At 43.5% G+C, this 15,773-nt stretch carries 16 protein-coding genes; 11 read left to right on the top strand and 5 right to left on the bottom strand.

Translation table 11 applies throughout. The features are described 5' to 3' along the window. Positions 1 to 3: 3 nt before the first annotated feature. Complete coding sequence (locus ACRZ9O_RS07300) at positions 4 to 477, top strand: hypothetical protein (RefSeq protein ID WP_459457809.1); 474 nt, start codon at positions 4 to 6, stop codon at positions 475 to 477. 1 nt (position 478) lies between these two features. Continuing rightward, positions 479 to 970 (top strand): GAF domain-containing protein, encoded by a 492-nt coding sequence (locus ACRZ9O_RS07295; protein WP_459457807.1) that lies wholly within the window; start codon positions 479 to 481, stop codon positions 968 to 970. Here the strand turns inward: ACRZ9O_RS07295 and ACRZ9O_RS07290 are convergent. Beyond that, positions 967 to 1,626 (bottom strand): phosphatidylserine decarboxylase family protein, encoded by a 660-nt coding sequence (locus tag ACRZ9O_RS07290; RefSeq protein WP_459457805.1) that lies wholly within the window; start codon positions 1,624 to 1,626, stop codon positions 967 to 969. The genes ACRZ9O_RS07295 and ACRZ9O_RS07290 overlap by 4 nt on opposite strands. Before the next feature lie 68 nt (positions 1,627 to 1,694). Between ACRZ9O_RS07290 and ACRZ9O_RS07285 the strand changes: the two genes are divergently transcribed. After that, positions 1,695 to 3,113 carry a hypothetical protein gene (locus ACRZ9O_RS07285; RefSeq protein ID WP_459457803.1) on the top strand — a complete coding sequence of 473 codons (1,419 nt, stop codon included), beginning with the start codon at positions 1,695 to 1,697 and terminating at the stop codon, positions 3,111 to 3,113. Here the strand turns inward: ACRZ9O_RS07285 and ACRZ9O_RS07280 are convergent. After that, positions 3,110 to 3,655, bottom strand: coding sequence for a hypothetical protein (locus ACRZ9O_RS07280; RefSeq protein ID WP_459457802.1), 546 nt, complete (start codon positions 3,653 to 3,655; stop codon positions 3,110 to 3,112). The two genes, ACRZ9O_RS07285 and ACRZ9O_RS07280, sit on opposite strands and share 4 nt — an antisense overlap. A 70-nt stretch (positions 3,656 to 3,725) precedes the next feature. On the opposite strand from ACRZ9O_RS07280, the gene ACRZ9O_RS07275 reads away from it, so the two are divergent. Next, positions 3,726 to 4,766 carry a long-chain-fatty-acid--protein ligase gene (locus tag ACRZ9O_RS07275; RefSeq protein WP_459457800.1) on the top strand — a complete coding sequence of 347 codons (1,041 nt, stop codon included), beginning with the start codon at positions 3,726 to 3,728 and terminating at the stop codon, positions 4,764 to 4,766. Here the strand turns inward: ACRZ9O_RS07275 and ACRZ9O_RS07270 are convergent. Next, a complete protein-coding gene (locus ACRZ9O_RS07270) occupies positions 4,749 to 5,168 on the bottom strand; it encodes a molybdenum cofactor biosynthesis protein MoaE (protein WP_459457798.1) in 420 nt (139 codons plus the stop codon). The two genes, ACRZ9O_RS07275 and ACRZ9O_RS07270, sit on opposite strands and share 18 nt — an antisense overlap. After that, complete coding sequence (locus ACRZ9O_RS07265; RefSeq protein WP_459457796.1) at positions 5,165 to 5,653, bottom strand: dihydrofolate reductase; 489 nt, start codon at positions 5,651 to 5,653, stop codon at positions 5,165 to 5,167. Before ACRZ9O_RS07265 ends, ACRZ9O_RS07270 begins: the two co-directional genes overlap by 4 nt. Positions 5,654 to 5,828: 175 nt before the next feature. Between ACRZ9O_RS07265 and carB the strand changes: the two genes are divergently transcribed. From carB to ACRZ9O_RS07230, 7 genes are all read left to right on the top strand, one after another. Beyond that, positions 5,829 to 8,663: a carbamoyl-phosphate synthase large subunit gene (gene carB, locus ACRZ9O_RS07260; protein WP_459457794.1), complete on the top strand. Its 2,835-nt coding sequence runs from the start codon at positions 5,829 to 5,831 to the stop codon at positions 8,661 to 8,663. Between the two features lies 1 nt (position 8,664). Continuing rightward, positions 8,665 to 8,916 carry a hypothetical protein gene (locus tag ACRZ9O_RS07255; protein WP_459457793.1) on the top strand — a complete coding sequence of 84 codons (252 nt, stop codon included), beginning with the start codon at positions 8,665 to 8,667 and terminating at the stop codon, positions 8,914 to 8,916. Position 8,917: 1 nt separating this feature from the next. Then, on the top strand, positions 8,918 to 9,217 hold the full coding sequence (locus tag ACRZ9O_RS07250; RefSeq protein ID WP_459457791.1) for a hypothetical protein: 300 nt from the start codon (positions 8,918 to 8,920) through the stop codon (positions 9,215 to 9,217). A 79-nt stretch (positions 9,218 to 9,296) separates the two neighbouring features. Next, positions 9,297 to 9,557 (top strand): hypothetical protein, encoded by a 261-nt coding sequence (locus ACRZ9O_RS07245; RefSeq protein WP_459457789.1) that lies wholly within the window; start codon positions 9,297 to 9,299, stop codon positions 9,555 to 9,557. Between the two features lie 6 nt (positions 9,558 to 9,563). After that, positions 9,564 to 10,667, top strand: coding sequence for an efflux RND transporter periplasmic adaptor subunit (locus ACRZ9O_RS07240; RefSeq protein WP_459457787.1), 1,104 nt, complete (start codon positions 9,564 to 9,566; stop codon positions 10,665 to 10,667). A gap of 1 nt (position 10,668) precedes the next feature. After that, positions 10,669 to 13,788 carry an efflux RND transporter permease subunit gene (locus ACRZ9O_RS07235; protein ID WP_459457785.1) on the top strand — a complete coding sequence of 1,040 codons (3,120 nt, stop codon included), beginning with the start codon at positions 10,669 to 10,671 and terminating at the stop codon, positions 13,786 to 13,788. Beyond that, positions 13,778 to 15,202, top strand: coding sequence for a TolC family protein (locus ACRZ9O_RS07230; RefSeq protein ID WP_459457783.1), 1,425 nt, complete (start codon positions 13,778 to 13,780; stop codon positions 15,200 to 15,202). Before ACRZ9O_RS07235 ends, ACRZ9O_RS07230 begins: the two co-directional genes overlap by 11 nt. Here ACRZ9O_RS07230 and purN read toward each other — a convergent pair. Next, complete coding sequence (gene purN, locus ACRZ9O_RS07225; RefSeq protein ID WP_459457781.1) at positions 15,185 to 15,757, bottom strand: phosphoribosylglycinamide formyltransferase; 573 nt, start codon at positions 15,755 to 15,757, stop codon at positions 15,185 to 15,187. The genes ACRZ9O_RS07230 and purN overlap by 18 nt on opposite strands. Positions 15,758 to 15,773: the final 16 nt, after the last annotated feature.

Below are 15,773 nucleotides of genomic sequence, written 5' to 3'. Positions count from 1 at the left end.
ATTATGTATTTACCCATCGAAGAAATGCCCGATGATTCCCGCGTATGGGTCTACCAGGCGAACCGTAAATTTACTGTCTCGGAAATCCAAGCGATTCAACAATACCTAGCCCCAGCCTTAACCCAATGGGCGGCGCACGGAGCTGGATTGAATGCGTCTTTTGAGATTCGCTTTCAACAAGTGATCGTCATCGCAGTGGACGAAACCGTGAATGCGGCCTCCGGCTGTTCCATCGATGCGTCTACGCGATGGTTTAAGGAGATGGGAGCAAATCTAGGAATCGATTTCTTCGATCGCAGCACTGCAGTGGTGGAGGGCGAAGAACTTACATTGATCCCTCTGACAGCATTAAAAAATAATCCCTTATTAGCTCCAACCGCTCAGATTATTCCACTCCAAACGGAATCCTTAGGCACTTACCGCGCAGGCTGGTTGCAAGCCGCAAATACCACTTGGTTACAACGTTATTTCGCATAATATGGCAGAGGATTTAGTAAAAATAGACGGAACCCGCGCAGAAAAATACGCAGCCCTGTTTCCCCAAATTCAATCGCTCCTAGCAGGCGAAACTGACAAATATGCGAATTTAGCCAATATCGCAGCAGCGGTGCACGAGGTGTTTGGCTTTTTCTGGGTGGGTTTCTACTTAACGAAAGAGAATCAATTAGTACTCGGGCCATTCCAAGGTCCAGTGGCTTGCACCCGAATTCCATTCCATAAGGGAGTTTGTGGACATGCGTATACCACAAAAGAAACGGTTTTAGTGCCAGATGTGGAGGCATTTCCTGGGCATATTGCCTGCGCCTCAGCGTCGAAATCAGAAATTGTTTTACCTGCGATCGTGAATGGCGAAGTCGTACTCGTTTTTGATCTAGATTCAGATCAATTAGCAGACTTTTCTGAAGTGGATCAGCAAGGTCTTGAAAAGATAATTGGATTAATCGAGGAGTCTTGGACTACGTGGTCTTAGGCTAATTTTGCAATCACCGTTTCGCCACCTACCGGTTTGTCGTCGATGTTTACACAGATTTCTGCGTCTAAAGGCAAGTAGATATCGATACGGCTACCGAATTTGATAAAGCCAAATTCCGTCCCTTGCACGACCGAATCCCCTTCTTTCGCATACCAACAAATACGTTTCGCTAATGCACCCGCGATCTGACGGAATAGAACTTCCGTTCCATTTTCATGCTTTACAACGTAGGTTGTACGCTCGTTTTCGGTACTCGATTTAGGATGCCAAGCGACTAAGAACTTGCCTGGATGGTATTTGAAATAAGATACAATTCCAGAGATCGGATTGAAATTTATGTGCACATTGATGGGTGACATAAAGATCGAAACCTGGCGGCGTGGACCTTTGAAATATTCTGTTTCGACTGTTTCTTCGATCACGACTACTTTGCCATCTGCTGGAGCGATGATATGTTTAGGATTCAGCTCGGTGTGACGCTTAGGAACACGGAAAAATTGTAGGATAATCAGGTAAAATAAGGAGGTGATGACAACGATAGCCTCTCTTAAGTAAACATTTTCAGGGAAGTAATAAGCAACCAGGCCATTAATACCTAATACGATGAGTAATGAAGTGAATAATAGGGTCCGTCCTTCTCTGTGTAATGTCATGCGTTGAATGCTAAATAACCTTGTTAATTTACAAAATTAGTTATTTTTGGGGACGCAACCACAATTCCATGTTAAAAAAAGCGAGTCTGTTTCTCTTCTTGTTTATCCAAATCGCTTACCATGGGCTTGGACAGTATATTAAATGGCAGGAGGATCATTCTGTAAATTATTTGCGCTTAAACCTTATTACGCGTGAAATTGATCGGTTTAATCAGGCCACAGGTTGGGTGAAATTAGATACCGTTAAGTCAGAAAATGCGGATTTTCGTGAAATTCTTCCTACTGCTGAGGGTATTCATGAATTCCGGATTAATCAAACTTCTACCTACTATTTAACGATTCATTGTACTGGACAAGTATATCTGTTAGATAAATCTAATTGGACCTTAAAGCGTATAGATCAGACCTTTTTTCGCGGAGCTAATTGTAAGAGTAGTGTGTTTATTCGGGGAGAGGATATGTATTCCTTTGGTGGCTACGGCTTTTGGAGATCAACGAATATCATTACTAAATATGATTTCATTGCCAAAGAATGGTTAAGTATTGCCGCGGAAGGAGAGGTGCCTGAGTCAATATTCGATGGAATGGCAGGGTATTCATCAAAAAAAGATCGATTTGTTCTTTTGAGTACTGTAAATATGAACGATACAGAAAAGAAGACCGCTTTTAATCGTGATTATGGCATTTATGAATATGATTTTTTTAACCAAAAATTCACTCGAACCGGAGAAATTAAGTTACCAATGGTTTTGAATTTTCTTGACTCCAAGGAAACCAAACCCTTCGTATTTAATGGCCGGTATTTCATTATCTCTGATAAACCGAACAATGAATTTGCCTATGATACCATGTTTTTCATTGATGTAGAAGATAATTACAAGGTCTACCAATGGAAAAATCCTCACCGTATTTACCTAAATGCGCAACAGGGGGATGAATCAGAATCTTATATGCATGTGAGTGGAGATTCCCTTATTTGGTCGAATAATTTAGTAAAAGCTTCCCTAGATGAGCCTGGATATACGGTAGCTTCCGTGCAAACTTTATTAAATGAATCGGAATACATTGGTACATTGGATGAAGGGACCTGGGTTGAAAAGTTTTCGATTTTGGGTGGAATCACTATAGGAGTCTTGGTACTTATTTTTATTTTCATTGTTTACAATCGATACCAACTGAACAAGCTAAATAAGTCGATTCGATTAATGCTGGGAGCAAATGAGCGGTTATTTTTAGATTTTTTGATCCTGAATTACGATCAAGGATTTGTGAATGGACATCAAATCATTGCTTTTTTTGGAAAGCACAAAAGTTCTCCTGAATCTCAAAGACAGTTCAGAGCTAAATTAATTGAGAACTTTACCAAAACCCTAGGTTTGATTTTTTCTGATCAGGAAATTTTAGACATTCAATTAGATGAACGGGATCAACGGATGTTTACGTACCGTTTGCAGTCAGAAATCTACAAAAAACTTAAAAGTCTCTAATCCTTAAAGATGATGATCGGGTCTGTTTCAATCGTGTTACTTTGATTGAATGCGTTATCTCTGATGAAAATTTTGAACTTCAAGGTATCGTTCTTCGCTGTAAACTGTGGGCTATAACCCTTATAAAAGGCATAGACAAATTGTGTAGAATAGTCTATGCTGCCTTCAATAGGTCCCGATTTTTGATTCGGCTTAAAGTTGAAATTCATCAAACCACCTAGTGCAGGAGTAAATGTGATGGGAATAAAGACTCCATTCTTCTGTAGTAGAACCGCTACTTCGAAATTGCGAAAATCCTTGTATTTAACGTCGGATTTTAGTTGAGATTCTGTTAATCCTAAATCACCTTCAGCATCTTGAAAATTAATACTCATGATGACCGAGTCGATTTTTGTGGTTCCGCCAAAACCATCATTACTCGTTTTTGTAATCTTCTGAATGGACTTAAATGAAATTGCAGGCGTAGAGCTAAAGCTAGGTTCTTGTATACAAGCTCCCAGACTCACTAAAATAATCACTACAACTCCGGCTAATTTTCGCATTGATTCATTCGAATTTCGACAGTAAAGTTAATGATTTGCGTTAATTTTGCGCTACATCAGGTAAAATCAAATGGATCAAAAGATCGCACAGGAAAGAGAGAGTTTAAAAAGGCGGGTCTTGCACATGCAGGCAGCTGATTTTGACGCGCTTGCTTTGGACGTGTTTCGTTTTCAGGCTGCTTATAATCCACTTTATCAGCAGTATATGCAAATGTCAGGTGTTTCACCAGAAGAGGTGACACACTGGACACAGATCCCTTTTTTACCGATTGAATTATTTAAAAATCACCAGGTGTTAAGTGGTTCGCAGCCTGTTTTATTTTCTTTCGAAAGCTCAGGAACAACAGGTCAAATCCCCTCCAAACACCCCGTTTGCGATCCCGGATTTTACCAAGAAATTTCGAAAATCGCCTTTGAGCGGGAGTATGGCTCACTCAGCGATTACCATATTTTTGCCTTGTTGCCTTCGTATTTAGAGCGCTCTACTTCTTCGCTGGTCTTCATGATGGATCATTTCATTAAGGCATCCGGGTCAGATTTGTCTGGTTTTTACTTGAATCAGTATGAGGAACTAGTGCAAGCTTTGCGGGAGGCCTTGGCGACGGATAAAAAAGTCTGGTTGATGGGAGTGACCTTTGGTTTGTTAGATTTAGTGGATTCCGGTATTGATTTATCTTTTTTACAAGAGCACAAGGATCGCTTGATCGTGATGGAGACGGGAGGAATGAAAGGTCGCCGCGAGGAGTGGATTCGCGATAAGGTGCACGCCTATTTACAAGAGAAGATGGGACTGGATTCGATCGCTTCTGAATATGGGATGACCGAGTTGTTTTCGCAGGGCTATGCCAAATCTCAGGGTATTTTTTCTCCTGCTTATACGATGCGGGTTTGTTTGCGGGAGGTGGGCGATCCGTTTGCCTTAGTAACTCAGCCGCATAAAACGGGAGGGATTAAAGTCGTGGATTTGGGCAACATCGATTCCTGTTCCTTCATCGAAACGAGAGATTTAGGCTCCTTAGAAGACGATGGGATCCGATTTAAAGTGCTAGGCCGCTTCGATAATTCCGAAATGCGTGGCTGCAGTCTGATGGTTTCAGGGATGGGGAACTAGCCACGATGAGCCGTCCTCATAGAATTCATTTTTCCAAATAGGCACTTCCTGTTTAAGGGTATCAATCAACCATTCGCAGGCTTTGAATGCTTCTGCACGGTGTACGGAGGTTACTCCAATCAATACAGCAATGTCTCCGATTTCCAAAGGACCCGTTCTATGAACTAATACGATACGCTCGATGGGCCATTTTTCGGCCGCTTGATCACACAATAATTCGATTTGCTTCAAGGCCATGGGAGGGTAGGCCTCCATCGTCAATGCTTTGACGTCTTTTCCTTGATTTTTATTTCTGATGGTCCCAATAAACAGACATATGCCACCTGCAACCGGATCCTGTAGGAATTGGTAGTAGTGGTCGATTGAAATCGCCTCCGCGCTCAAGTCGATTTTATGTATCATTTTCTGCTGTAGGTCAAATAGCTGTATTGGTAGGTGTTTTTTTCATCCGTCACTCCGTGTTCTTTTTCCGTTACGCTCCATTGATCCGCTGAAATTTCTGGGAAAAATGCATCCCCCTCGAAAATGTCGTGTAGTTGAGTGACTAAAATTTGATCTGCCACCGCTAGAGATAGGGCATAAATTTCAGCTCCACCCACGATGAAAATATCTTCGCGGCTGAGCGATTTTGCCTTTAAAATGGCCTCTTCGATGGAAGTCGTGCAGATGACGCCTTCAATTTGTAAGCCGGATGTACGCGAAATAACAATCGTCGTACGATTAGGAAGTGGCTTTCCAATGGAATCGTAGGTTTTACGCCCCATGATGATCACGTGACCCGTGGTTAAAGCCTTGAATCTTTTCAGATCCGCAGGCAAATGCCAAATCAGTTCATTGTTTTTTCCAATGACCCGGTTTTCATCAAAAGCTACGAGTATTTTTATCACGATTTCTACAATTTGTTGTCAAAAATAAGGGAAATTTTGGGTTCTGCCTCACCTACACAAAAGTCTCTTTTTTATTTTGCAAATCGACCCTAAAACGCTAACTTTGCACAATTTTGGAGCTTAACCAAAAGCATCCAAAAATACCTATACATTCAGCTTTTAATTTATACCCCCTGTGCCTAAAGATTCCTCGATTAAATCCGTCCTCATTATTGGTTCTGGTCCTATTGTGATAGGTCAAGCTTGTGAATTCGACTACTCTGGTTCCCAAGCCGCTCGTTCCCTGAGAGAAGAAGGCATCGAGGTGATCTTGATTAACTCCAATCCTGCGACGATTATGACCGATCCGATGAACGCGGATCACGTGTATTTGAAGCCCTTAGAGAAAGCGTCGATCATTCACATTTTAGAAAAGCATAAAATAGATGCTGTTTTGCCTACCATGGGAGGTCAAACAGCCTTGAACTTGGCGATTGACTGTGATGCGGCTGGGATTTGGGAAAAATATGGAGTTCGAATCATCGGTGTAGATATTAAAGCCATCGAGACGACAGAAGATCGCGAGAAATTCCGTTTGAAGATGATCGAAATCGGAGTAGGCGTTTGTAAAGGACGTACGGCTCGTTCGTTCCTGGAAGGAAAAGAGATTGCACAAGAGACTGGTTTCCCTTTAGTGATTCGTCCATCGTTTACTTTAGGTGGAACGGGTGGCGGTTTCGTGCACGATCCTAAAGATTTTGATGCTGCCTTGAACAAAGGTTTGCACGCATCACCTACACACGAGGTGTTAGTGGAGCAATCCATCATGGGCTGGCAAGAATATGAATTAGAACTTTTGCGCGATAATTTAGGCAACGTAATCATTATCTGTTCGATCGAAAACTTCGATCCGATGGGTATCCACACGGGTGATTCCATCACGGTGGCGCCTGCGATGACACTTCCAGACACGATCTACCAACGTATGCGCGATATGGCCATCAAGATGATGAACGCCATCGGTCAATTTGCAGGGGGATGTAATGTGCAGTTCTCGTTGAATCCGGAAACAGATGAAATTATCGCGATCGAGATTAACCCACGGGTGTCTCGCTCTTCGGCTTTGGCCTCTAAAGCAACCGGATATCCGATTGCGAAGATCGCTGCGAAAATGGCGATCGGTTATAATTTAGATGAATTAACGAATGCGATTACGGGGACGACGTCTGCTTACTTCGAGCCGGCTTTAGATTACGTGATCGTGAAAGTGCCACGTTGGAATTTTGACAAATTCAAAGGTGCAGATCGTACATTAGGGTTGCAAATGAAATCCGTAGGTGAAACGATGGGTATCGGTCGTAATTTCCAAGAAGCCTTGCAAAAAGCGTGTCAGTCTCTCGAGATCAAGCGTAACGGAATGGGTGCAGATGGAAAAGAATTACGCGATCAAGATGCGATTTTATATTCTCTGGCGAACCCATCTTGGAACCGTTTATTCCATATCTACGATGCCTTCAAAATGGGCATTTCGTTCAAAACGATACAGCAATTAACGAAGATCAACAAATGGTTCTTGAACCAAATCGAAGATCTAGTGCGTGTGGAAAAAGAGATGGAGAAATACTCGATCCACACTATCCCGACGATTTTATTAGAAGAAGCGAAGCACAAAGGTTTCGCAGATCGCCAAATCGCCCACACCTTGCGTTGCCTAGAATCAGAGGTATACGACAAGCGTAATGCGGTAGGCATCAAGCGTATTTACAAATGCGTAGATACCTGTGCGGCAGAATTTGAAGCGAAGACACCGTATTACTACTCGACATTTGGTCAAGAAGGAGCATCGGCGGTTTTAGATAACGAATCCGTGTCCTCAGGACGTAAAAAGGTAGTCGTTTTAGGTTCAGGTCCTAATCGTATCGGTCAAGGGATTGAGTTTGACTACTCGTGTGTGCACGGCGTATTAGCCGCGAAGGAAGCGGGTTACGAGACGATTATGATCAACTCGAATCCAGAGACGGTTTCGACAGACTTTGACATCGCAGATAAATTATACTTCGAACCGGTATTCTGGGAGCACGTGTACGATATCATCCAGCACGAGAAACCGGAGGGAGTTATCGTTCAATTAGGAGGCCAAACAGCCTTGAAATTAGCTGAGAAGCTTTCGAAATACGGTATTAAAATCTTAGGAACTTCGTTCGAAGCCTTGGATTTAGCGGAAGACCGCGGGGCATTCTCTAGCTTGTTGAAAGATTTAAACATTCCATACCCTAAATTTGGGGTGTGTGAAGATGCAGATAATGCGGTGGTGTTAGGTCGCGAATTAGGTTATCCATTATTAGTTCGTCCATCGTATGTATTAGGTGGTCAGTCGATGAAAATCGTGATCAACGAACAAGAATTAGAGCAACACGTAGTGGATATCTTGCGCGATATCCCAGGTAATAAAATTTTATTAGATCACTTCTTAGAGAATGCGATCGAGGCGGAGGCAGATGCGATCTGCGATGGCGAAGACGTGTACATCATCGGAATGATGGAGCACATCGAGCCAGCGGGTATTCACTCAGGTGACTCTCACTCGGTCTTGCCTCCATTCGATTTATCGGAGCATGTGATGAAGCAAATCGAAGATCACACGCGTAAAATTGCAGTAGCTTTGAAGACCAAAGGTCTATTAAACATCCAGTTCGCCGTTAAAGACGAAGTGGTGTACATTATCGAAGCGAATCCACGTGCCTCTCGTACCGTTCCATTCATTTGCAAGGCTTACCAAGAGCCTTACGTGAACTATGCAACGAAAGTAATGTTAGGGGACAAGAAGGTGAAGGATTTCGATTTCAAGCCGGTGAAGAAAGGATTTGCCATCAAAATCCCGGTATTCTCTTTCTCTAAATTCCCGAACGTAAATATGGAATTAGGGCCGGAAATGAAGTCAACGGGTGAAGCAATCTATTTCATTGATGATTTGAAAGACGATTTCTTCCGCAAAGTGTATGGTGAAAGAAACTTATATCTAAGTAGATAAGATGTTAAAACTGATTGCGATCATCTTGGTTATGATTTATGTGGTTATACCGCTACTTCGTTTTTTGATGAAGGGCTATGTAATCACGCAAGTGCACAAAAAGATGTCAGAGCAGGATATTCGCTCGAAGCAAGCTTCGAAGGCACGTAAAGAAGGGACGATTGACGTGGATTTTGTTCCGCCTAAATCGAAACCTAAAACGGATGATGTGGGAGGCGATTATGTTCCCTACGAGGAAATTAAAGATGAATAGGATGCGTCGCATTTTGCTTTATTTCATGTTGTTTTGTTGTCTTTTAACTAAAGATGGACTTTACTATGCATTTGATGTTTTAAAGCAAACGGTAGATATTTCTGTCTTGGCTGACCCTGCCTGTGAAGATACCCTAGAGGAAGAAGGAGCACCGGAAGATTGGTTGGATCACGCAGCCTCAATCAACGTAAATCTTCAATTGCAAATACCTAACCTAAAAAAGACTTCTTTTCCAGAGCGAAATGAGTCTGAATTAAACGTGCTCCTCGAGCAAGTGAGTCCCCCTCCCCGGCTGGCCTAATTTCGAGCCTGCTTTATTGAAACAAAATCATTAAATCTTCTTGTGATCTGTGCATTGCGCACAGGTAAATTATTTCGTTATGAAAACATGCGTATTGACGTCTATGTTTATCTGCACTGTTTTTGTTGGCTTCAGCCAAGGAAAAAACTATAAAAATCAGATAAACCGGACTTTGACCGAAAAAATTAATTTGCAACGACCTGTTGAAGAAAAAGAAATTAAACCTTCAACACAAACACCCAAATACCAGCCTAAATCATCCAATGTGGAATGGGCAGATACGGTGAAAAAGAAAAACCAACCGCCTTCCTATAAGCAACATGGAGGAAGGCCTAACTAAGTAGATATGAAAAAATTCCTATTGGGATTGTTAATTCTGAGTGCTTGCACAGCTAAAAAAGAAGACGCTGTAGAAACGCAAACGCTAGAAGTATCATCCCCTATATCCGTCGATACAACGATCCAGCAGGAGTTTGTAGCCGATATTCATGCCGTTCAAAATGTAGAAATTCGTGCTCGAGTTAAAGGGTATTTAGATCGAATTTTGGTAGACGAGGGCAAGCAAGTGAAGAAAGGGCAAGTGATGTTCACCATCAATAGCCAGGAGTATGTGGCTGATTTAGCGCGCGCAAAAGCGGTGTTGAGTCAAGCATCTGCCGAATTAAAAGCGGAGGAATTGACCTTAGTGAATACACGTTTATTAGTGGACAAAAATGTCATTTCCAAAAACCAATTAGCCATCTCACTCGCGAAAGTAGATGGTTTAAAAGCGAAACGCGAGGAGGCATTAGCCCATGTGCGTGCCGCGGAATTGAAAGTGGAGCATTCGAATATTCGTGCGCCATTTGATGGAATCGTAGACCGCCTGCCCTTTAAAAGGGGGAGTTTAGTGGATGAAGGAACGTTGTTGACCACTTTGTCCGACAACCAAAACGTATTCGCCTATTTCAATGTATCAGAACAAGAATACTTAGCCTTCAGTGATCAAGGAGGGGTAAACAAATCAGCCACGGTTAGTCTAGTTTTAGCGAATGGAGAAAGCTATCCCCAACAGGGCCTAGTCGAAACAATCGATGGAGAATTTGATAAAAACACCGGAAATATTGCTTTCCGTGCGCGTTTCTCTAATCCGAATAAACTACTTCGCCATGGAGCATCTGGAAAGGTGCAATTACCGAAGAAGGTATCCGGCTATTGGGCCATTCCCCAAAAGTCAGTTTTCGAAATTCAAGAGAAAAGTTACGTGTTTGTCAAGGATGCTGGAGGTATTGTCAAGATGAAAAGTATCGTCCCAGACTTACGCATCCCGCATTTTTACTTGGTTAAAAGTGGATTTTCAGCGAAAGACACCGTGCTAATTGAGGGTATCCAATTGGTGAAGCAAGGTCAGAAAATCAAGTCGACCTTCAAGCCGATGCGCCAATTATTAACGGAATATAAAGCACTGTAACATGGTCCAACAATTTATAACCCGACCGGTATTATCGATCGTTGTATCGATATTTATCGTGATTTTAGGGGTGATTGCCATGAAGCAATTGCCCATTACGCAGTTTCCGGATATTGTTCCGCCTGCGGTAACGGTGACCACCAAGTATACGGGAGCAAATGCCGAAGTATGTGCGAAAGCCGTGGTGACGCCACTTGAGCGCGCCATCAACGGGGTGGCTGGGATGACCTACATGACTTCCGTTTCAGGTAATGACGGAACGAGTATTATTCAAGTCTATTTTCAGGTTGGTACTGACCCTGACGTGGCCGCGGTAAACGTGCAAACACGTGTGCAAACCGTACTAGACGAATTACCCGAAGAGGTTATTAAGGCCGGAGTAATCACCGAGAAAGAGGTGAATAGTATGTTGTTGTACGTGAACCTATTGAGTGAGGATACTGATATCGATGAGAAGTTCATTTTTAACTTTGCCGACATCAACGTACTGCCCGAGCTCAAGCGTATTGATGGAGTTGGTTTTGCGGATATTATGGGCCAAAGAGAATATGCCATGCGTATTTGGTTACATCCAGATCGTCTCTTTGCCTACAAGCTCTCAGCTGAAGATGTCATTCAGGCCTTGCGCAATCAAAACGTGGAGGCCGCCCCAGGTAAAATTGGAGAAAGCTCCGGCAAGCATCCGCAAGCCTTGCAATATGTGATGCGTTACACCGGGAAGTTTACCCAGGTGGCACAGTATGAGAATTTGGTTATCAAGGCAACCGAGACGGGCCAAATTTTACGCTTGAAGGATTTAGCCGACGTGGAGTTTGGGTCATTGGATTACGATGTACTTTCGAAAGAAAATGGCCGACCGTCCGCTGCGATTTTATTAAAGCAACGACCAGGTTCGAACGCCGCGGAGGTCATTGAGAATGTAAAGAAACGCTTAGCAGAATTGAAGACGACAACCTTCCCACCAGGTATGGGTTTCACGATTTCGTATGACGTGTCTCGTTTCCTAGATGCCTCGATTCAAGAGGTAATCAAGACTTTATTGGAGGCCTTTTTATTGGTAGCGCTCGTGGTATTTATCTTCTTGCAAGATTGGCGGGCGACGCTCGTGCCCATCATTGCGGTGCCGGTTTCCTTGGTTGGTACGTTTACGTTTATGTTGGCCTTTGGGTTCTCCATTAACTTATTGACCCTATTCTCTCTGGTATTAGCCATCGGTATTGTGGTGGATAATGCGATTGTCGTCGTAGAGGCGGTCCATGCCAAAATGGAGGAAAAAGACATGCCTGTTCTTGCCGCCACGCAAGAGGCAATGCACGAGATTTCTGGAGCGATTTTAGCGATTACCTTGGTGATGGGAGCGGTGTTTGTTCCGGTAGCCTTTCTTTCGGGGCCGATCGGGGTATTCTTCCGACAGTTCTCGGTAACGATGGCAATATCGATTGCTTTATCGGGCTTAACGGCTTTGACCTTAACTCCGGCACTTTGCGTGTTGTTGTTGAAAAAGCCAGAGCATAACCAGAAGAACTTACTCGGTAAATTCTTCCATGCTTTCAATCACCGCTATGATCAAATCGCTCAAAAGTATTTGGTTTGGGTAGGTGTGCTGATCAGTAAGCGGTTGTTGATGTGGTTGATTTTGCTTGGATCTGTGGTGGGAACAGCTGTTCTATCGGGTATCGTTCCGAGTGGATTTATTCCTTCGGAAGATCAGGGAACCTTGTATGTGAATGCGACGACTCCGGCTGGAGCGACCTTAGAGCGTACCGAAAGTGTGATGGATCAGGTCTACAAATCGATTAAAGGGGTAGATGCGATTGAGTCCTTTTCTACTTTGGCCGGATTTAGTTTGTTGACCGATGGTTCTGGAGCTTCTTATGGAACGGGAATTATCACCTTGAAACCTTGGGAGGAGCGTAAAGAGACCGTAGATGAATTAACGGAAATCATTCGTTCGAAGACGAATGGAATCAAGGATGCCAGCATTCAGTTTTTCCCTCCGCCGGCTGTTCCGGGTTTTGGAAACGCGTCTGGTTTTGAATTTAGAATTCAGGATCGAACTGGTTCGGGGGATTTGCAAAAGCTCGCATCCGTATCAAATGAGTTTGCTAAAAAACTTAATGAGGCGCCTGAAATTCAGAATACGTTCTCGAGTTTTGACCCGTTCTTTCCACAGTATATGTTGGAAGTAGACCAAGAAGCTGCCGCGCAAAAAGGCGTGAATGTGCTTCCGGCCATGGATAACCTGCAGACCTTGTTGGGTAGTTTCTACGCAACCAACTTCATCCGCTTTGGCCAAATGTACAAAGTGATGGTCCAAGTGGATCCGCGTTATCGCGCGCATCCAGATGATGTGCTGAAGTTTTATGCTAAAAACAAGGACGGCGAAATGGTGCCTTATTCCTCTTTCGTCAAAATGAAGCGTGTCTACGGACCGGAGCAATTTACCCGTTACAACATGTTTACATCGGCGATGGTGAATGGCGAACCGGCACCCGGATTTTCTTCAGGAGCGGTGTTGGATATCATCCGAGCACAGGCTTTGAAGAGTTTACCGCGCGGGTATACGTTGGAGTGGTCGGGCATGACGCGGGAGGAAGATTTGGCAGGAAATCAGGCCATTTTCATTTTCGCGATCTGTTTGTTATTCGTGTATCTCTTGCTGGCCGCGCAATATGAATCCTTCTTATTGCCATTTCCAGTGCTACTATTCTTGCCGATGGGTGCGATGGGAACCTACGCGTTCTTGTATCTATTTGGCTTGCAAAACAACATTTATGCCCAAGTAGCGCTCGTGATGTTAATCGGTTTATTAGGAAAGAATGCCATTCTAATCGTTGAGTTCGCCATTGCGAAACAGAAGGAAGGGGCATCGATTATCGAAGCGGCGAAAGAGGGAGCTTTCTCTCGTTTGCGCCCCATTTTGATGACTTCTTTTGCCTTTGTCGCGGGCTTAATTCCGTTGATGATTGCTTCTGGCGCAGGTGCGATTGGAAATAGAACCATTGGAACAGCTTCTGCTGGAGGGATGATTTTAGGTACAGTGGGAGGTTTATTAGTAATCCCGGGTTTGTATGTGGTTTTCGCTACACTCTCGGCTAAATGGTCTAAAAATGAGAAATAGTTTAGTTGCTTTTTGTTTTGTATTTGCTCTAAGTTCGTGCACCTCGGGTCTACTCAAGGAGCAGTACAAATTACAGTCGGAGTTAAGTACTTACCGAGATCCTGAAGAGGAAAAGTCTGTTTCTGATGTACAAGAATGTTGGAAGCGGGATACCTTACTTGTTCAATTGATAGATTCGGTATTAGTCCGCAGTAACGATATCAAGATTGGATTTCTGCAGCTAGCGATGGCGAAAGCGGATTTTGGTTACCAAAGAGGATTGATGAAACCTACCGTCAATGGAATTGTTCAGCCCAGTTTAAGGCGCTTTGGTAAATATACCATGGATGGTGTAGGTAATTATGACACGCAATTCTCTACGAACATTACCCGTGATCAGATTATTCCGGAACATCTGCCTGATCTACAAATTGGGCTTCAATCCAGTTGGGAGTTAGATATTTGGGGTAAGTTAGCCAAACGAAGGAAGGCGAGTGCTCTTCGGTATTTAGCAACGGAGTCAGGGCAGCAATGGTTGATTACCTCACTAGTGGCGGAGGTGGCTAATGCCTATGGGCAATTGATCGCCTTAGATAAGGAGCTCGATATTTTGAAAACCAATATCGAAATTCAACGCAAAGCTTTCGAATTAGTCCAAGTGCAAAAGGAAGCTGGATCGGTGAATGAATCTGCGGTGCAGCAACTGGAAGCGCAGTGGTTGAACTCCCGTGCGCAAGAGGGGAATGTATTGCAGCAAATCACGAGTTTAGAAAATGACATTCGCTTGCTGTTAAACAAGCCCAATACCTCCATTCAGCGATCGAAATTTCCTTTTCAATGCGCCTTGGATACGACTTTGTTTGCTCAATTGAAAATAGATCAATTAGGGCGTAGGCCAGATATCAAACAAGCGAAGTTAAATTTGATGGCGGCGTTTGAGACGAAGGAAAGTGCTGCTTTGGCCCTAAAACCATCGATTGTTTTATCGGGCATTTTAGGGGTGCAAGGTTTTCAGCCGGCCTACCTCTTTCAACTACCTGCTTCCATGGCCTATCAATTGTTAGGAGGAATAACGACGCCTTGGTTAAATCGTTCGGCGATTACTGCAGACATGTTGCGAACCGAGTCCTCTTGGAAGTCACATGATTTAGCCTACCAAAATGCGTTAGTGAAAGGTTATTTGGAATGGGATACCCAAGTTAAATCTTTGGCCTATTTACAAAAACAACAGCAGCTAAAACAACGGGAAGTTTTATTAACTAAAGGAGCGATTAATACGGTCGGAACCCTCTTCTTAACAGCTAACGCAAGCTATTTAGAGGTATTGACGGCACAACAAAACGCCTTGCGCTCGGAATTAGAGCTCTTAGAAATATCTCGAAATCAATGGATGCGCGCCATTACTTTATACCGCGTATTAGGAGGAGGCTGGTAAAACAAGCGATTCGATCACCTTAGGGAAATCGCGGTGCTCTAATACCTGACCTTTTTTAGCGACATCTTCTGGAGTATCACTCGGTAACACCGGGAAAGAGCTCTGGAAGATGGTTGCACCTTCATCATAGTGCTCGTTTACGTAGTGAATAGTTATCCCCGATTCCTTTTCGCCTGATGATACGACTGCCTCATGTACGAAATGTCCGTACATGCCTTTCCCGCCAAATTTAGGCAATAAGGCCGGGTGAATATTCACGATTCTTTGAGGGAAGGCCTTGACGAAATCAGCTGGTATCAACCATAAAAATCCGGCTAAAATAATCCAATCCGTCCGCAGCGATTGAACTTCTTTTAACACCGTTCCGTTCTTATAGGATTCTCTGTCAAAAACGCGGCATGGCACACCTAATCGCTCTGCTCGCTGAATAATCCCCGCTGAAGGGTTATTGCAGTAAATGTGAGTGATTCGAACTTGATCGGATCCTTTGAAATGTTCGATGATATTTTCGGCATTAGAACCAGAACCAGACGCAAATAGGACGAGATTTTTCAAAGGTTATCAGTTGTTT

This window comes from Aquirufa sp. HETE-40SA (assembly GCF_054558635.1).
Note: the sequence above shows the minus strand (reverse complement) of the source record. Positions and strands in the feature narration are given on the sequence as shown.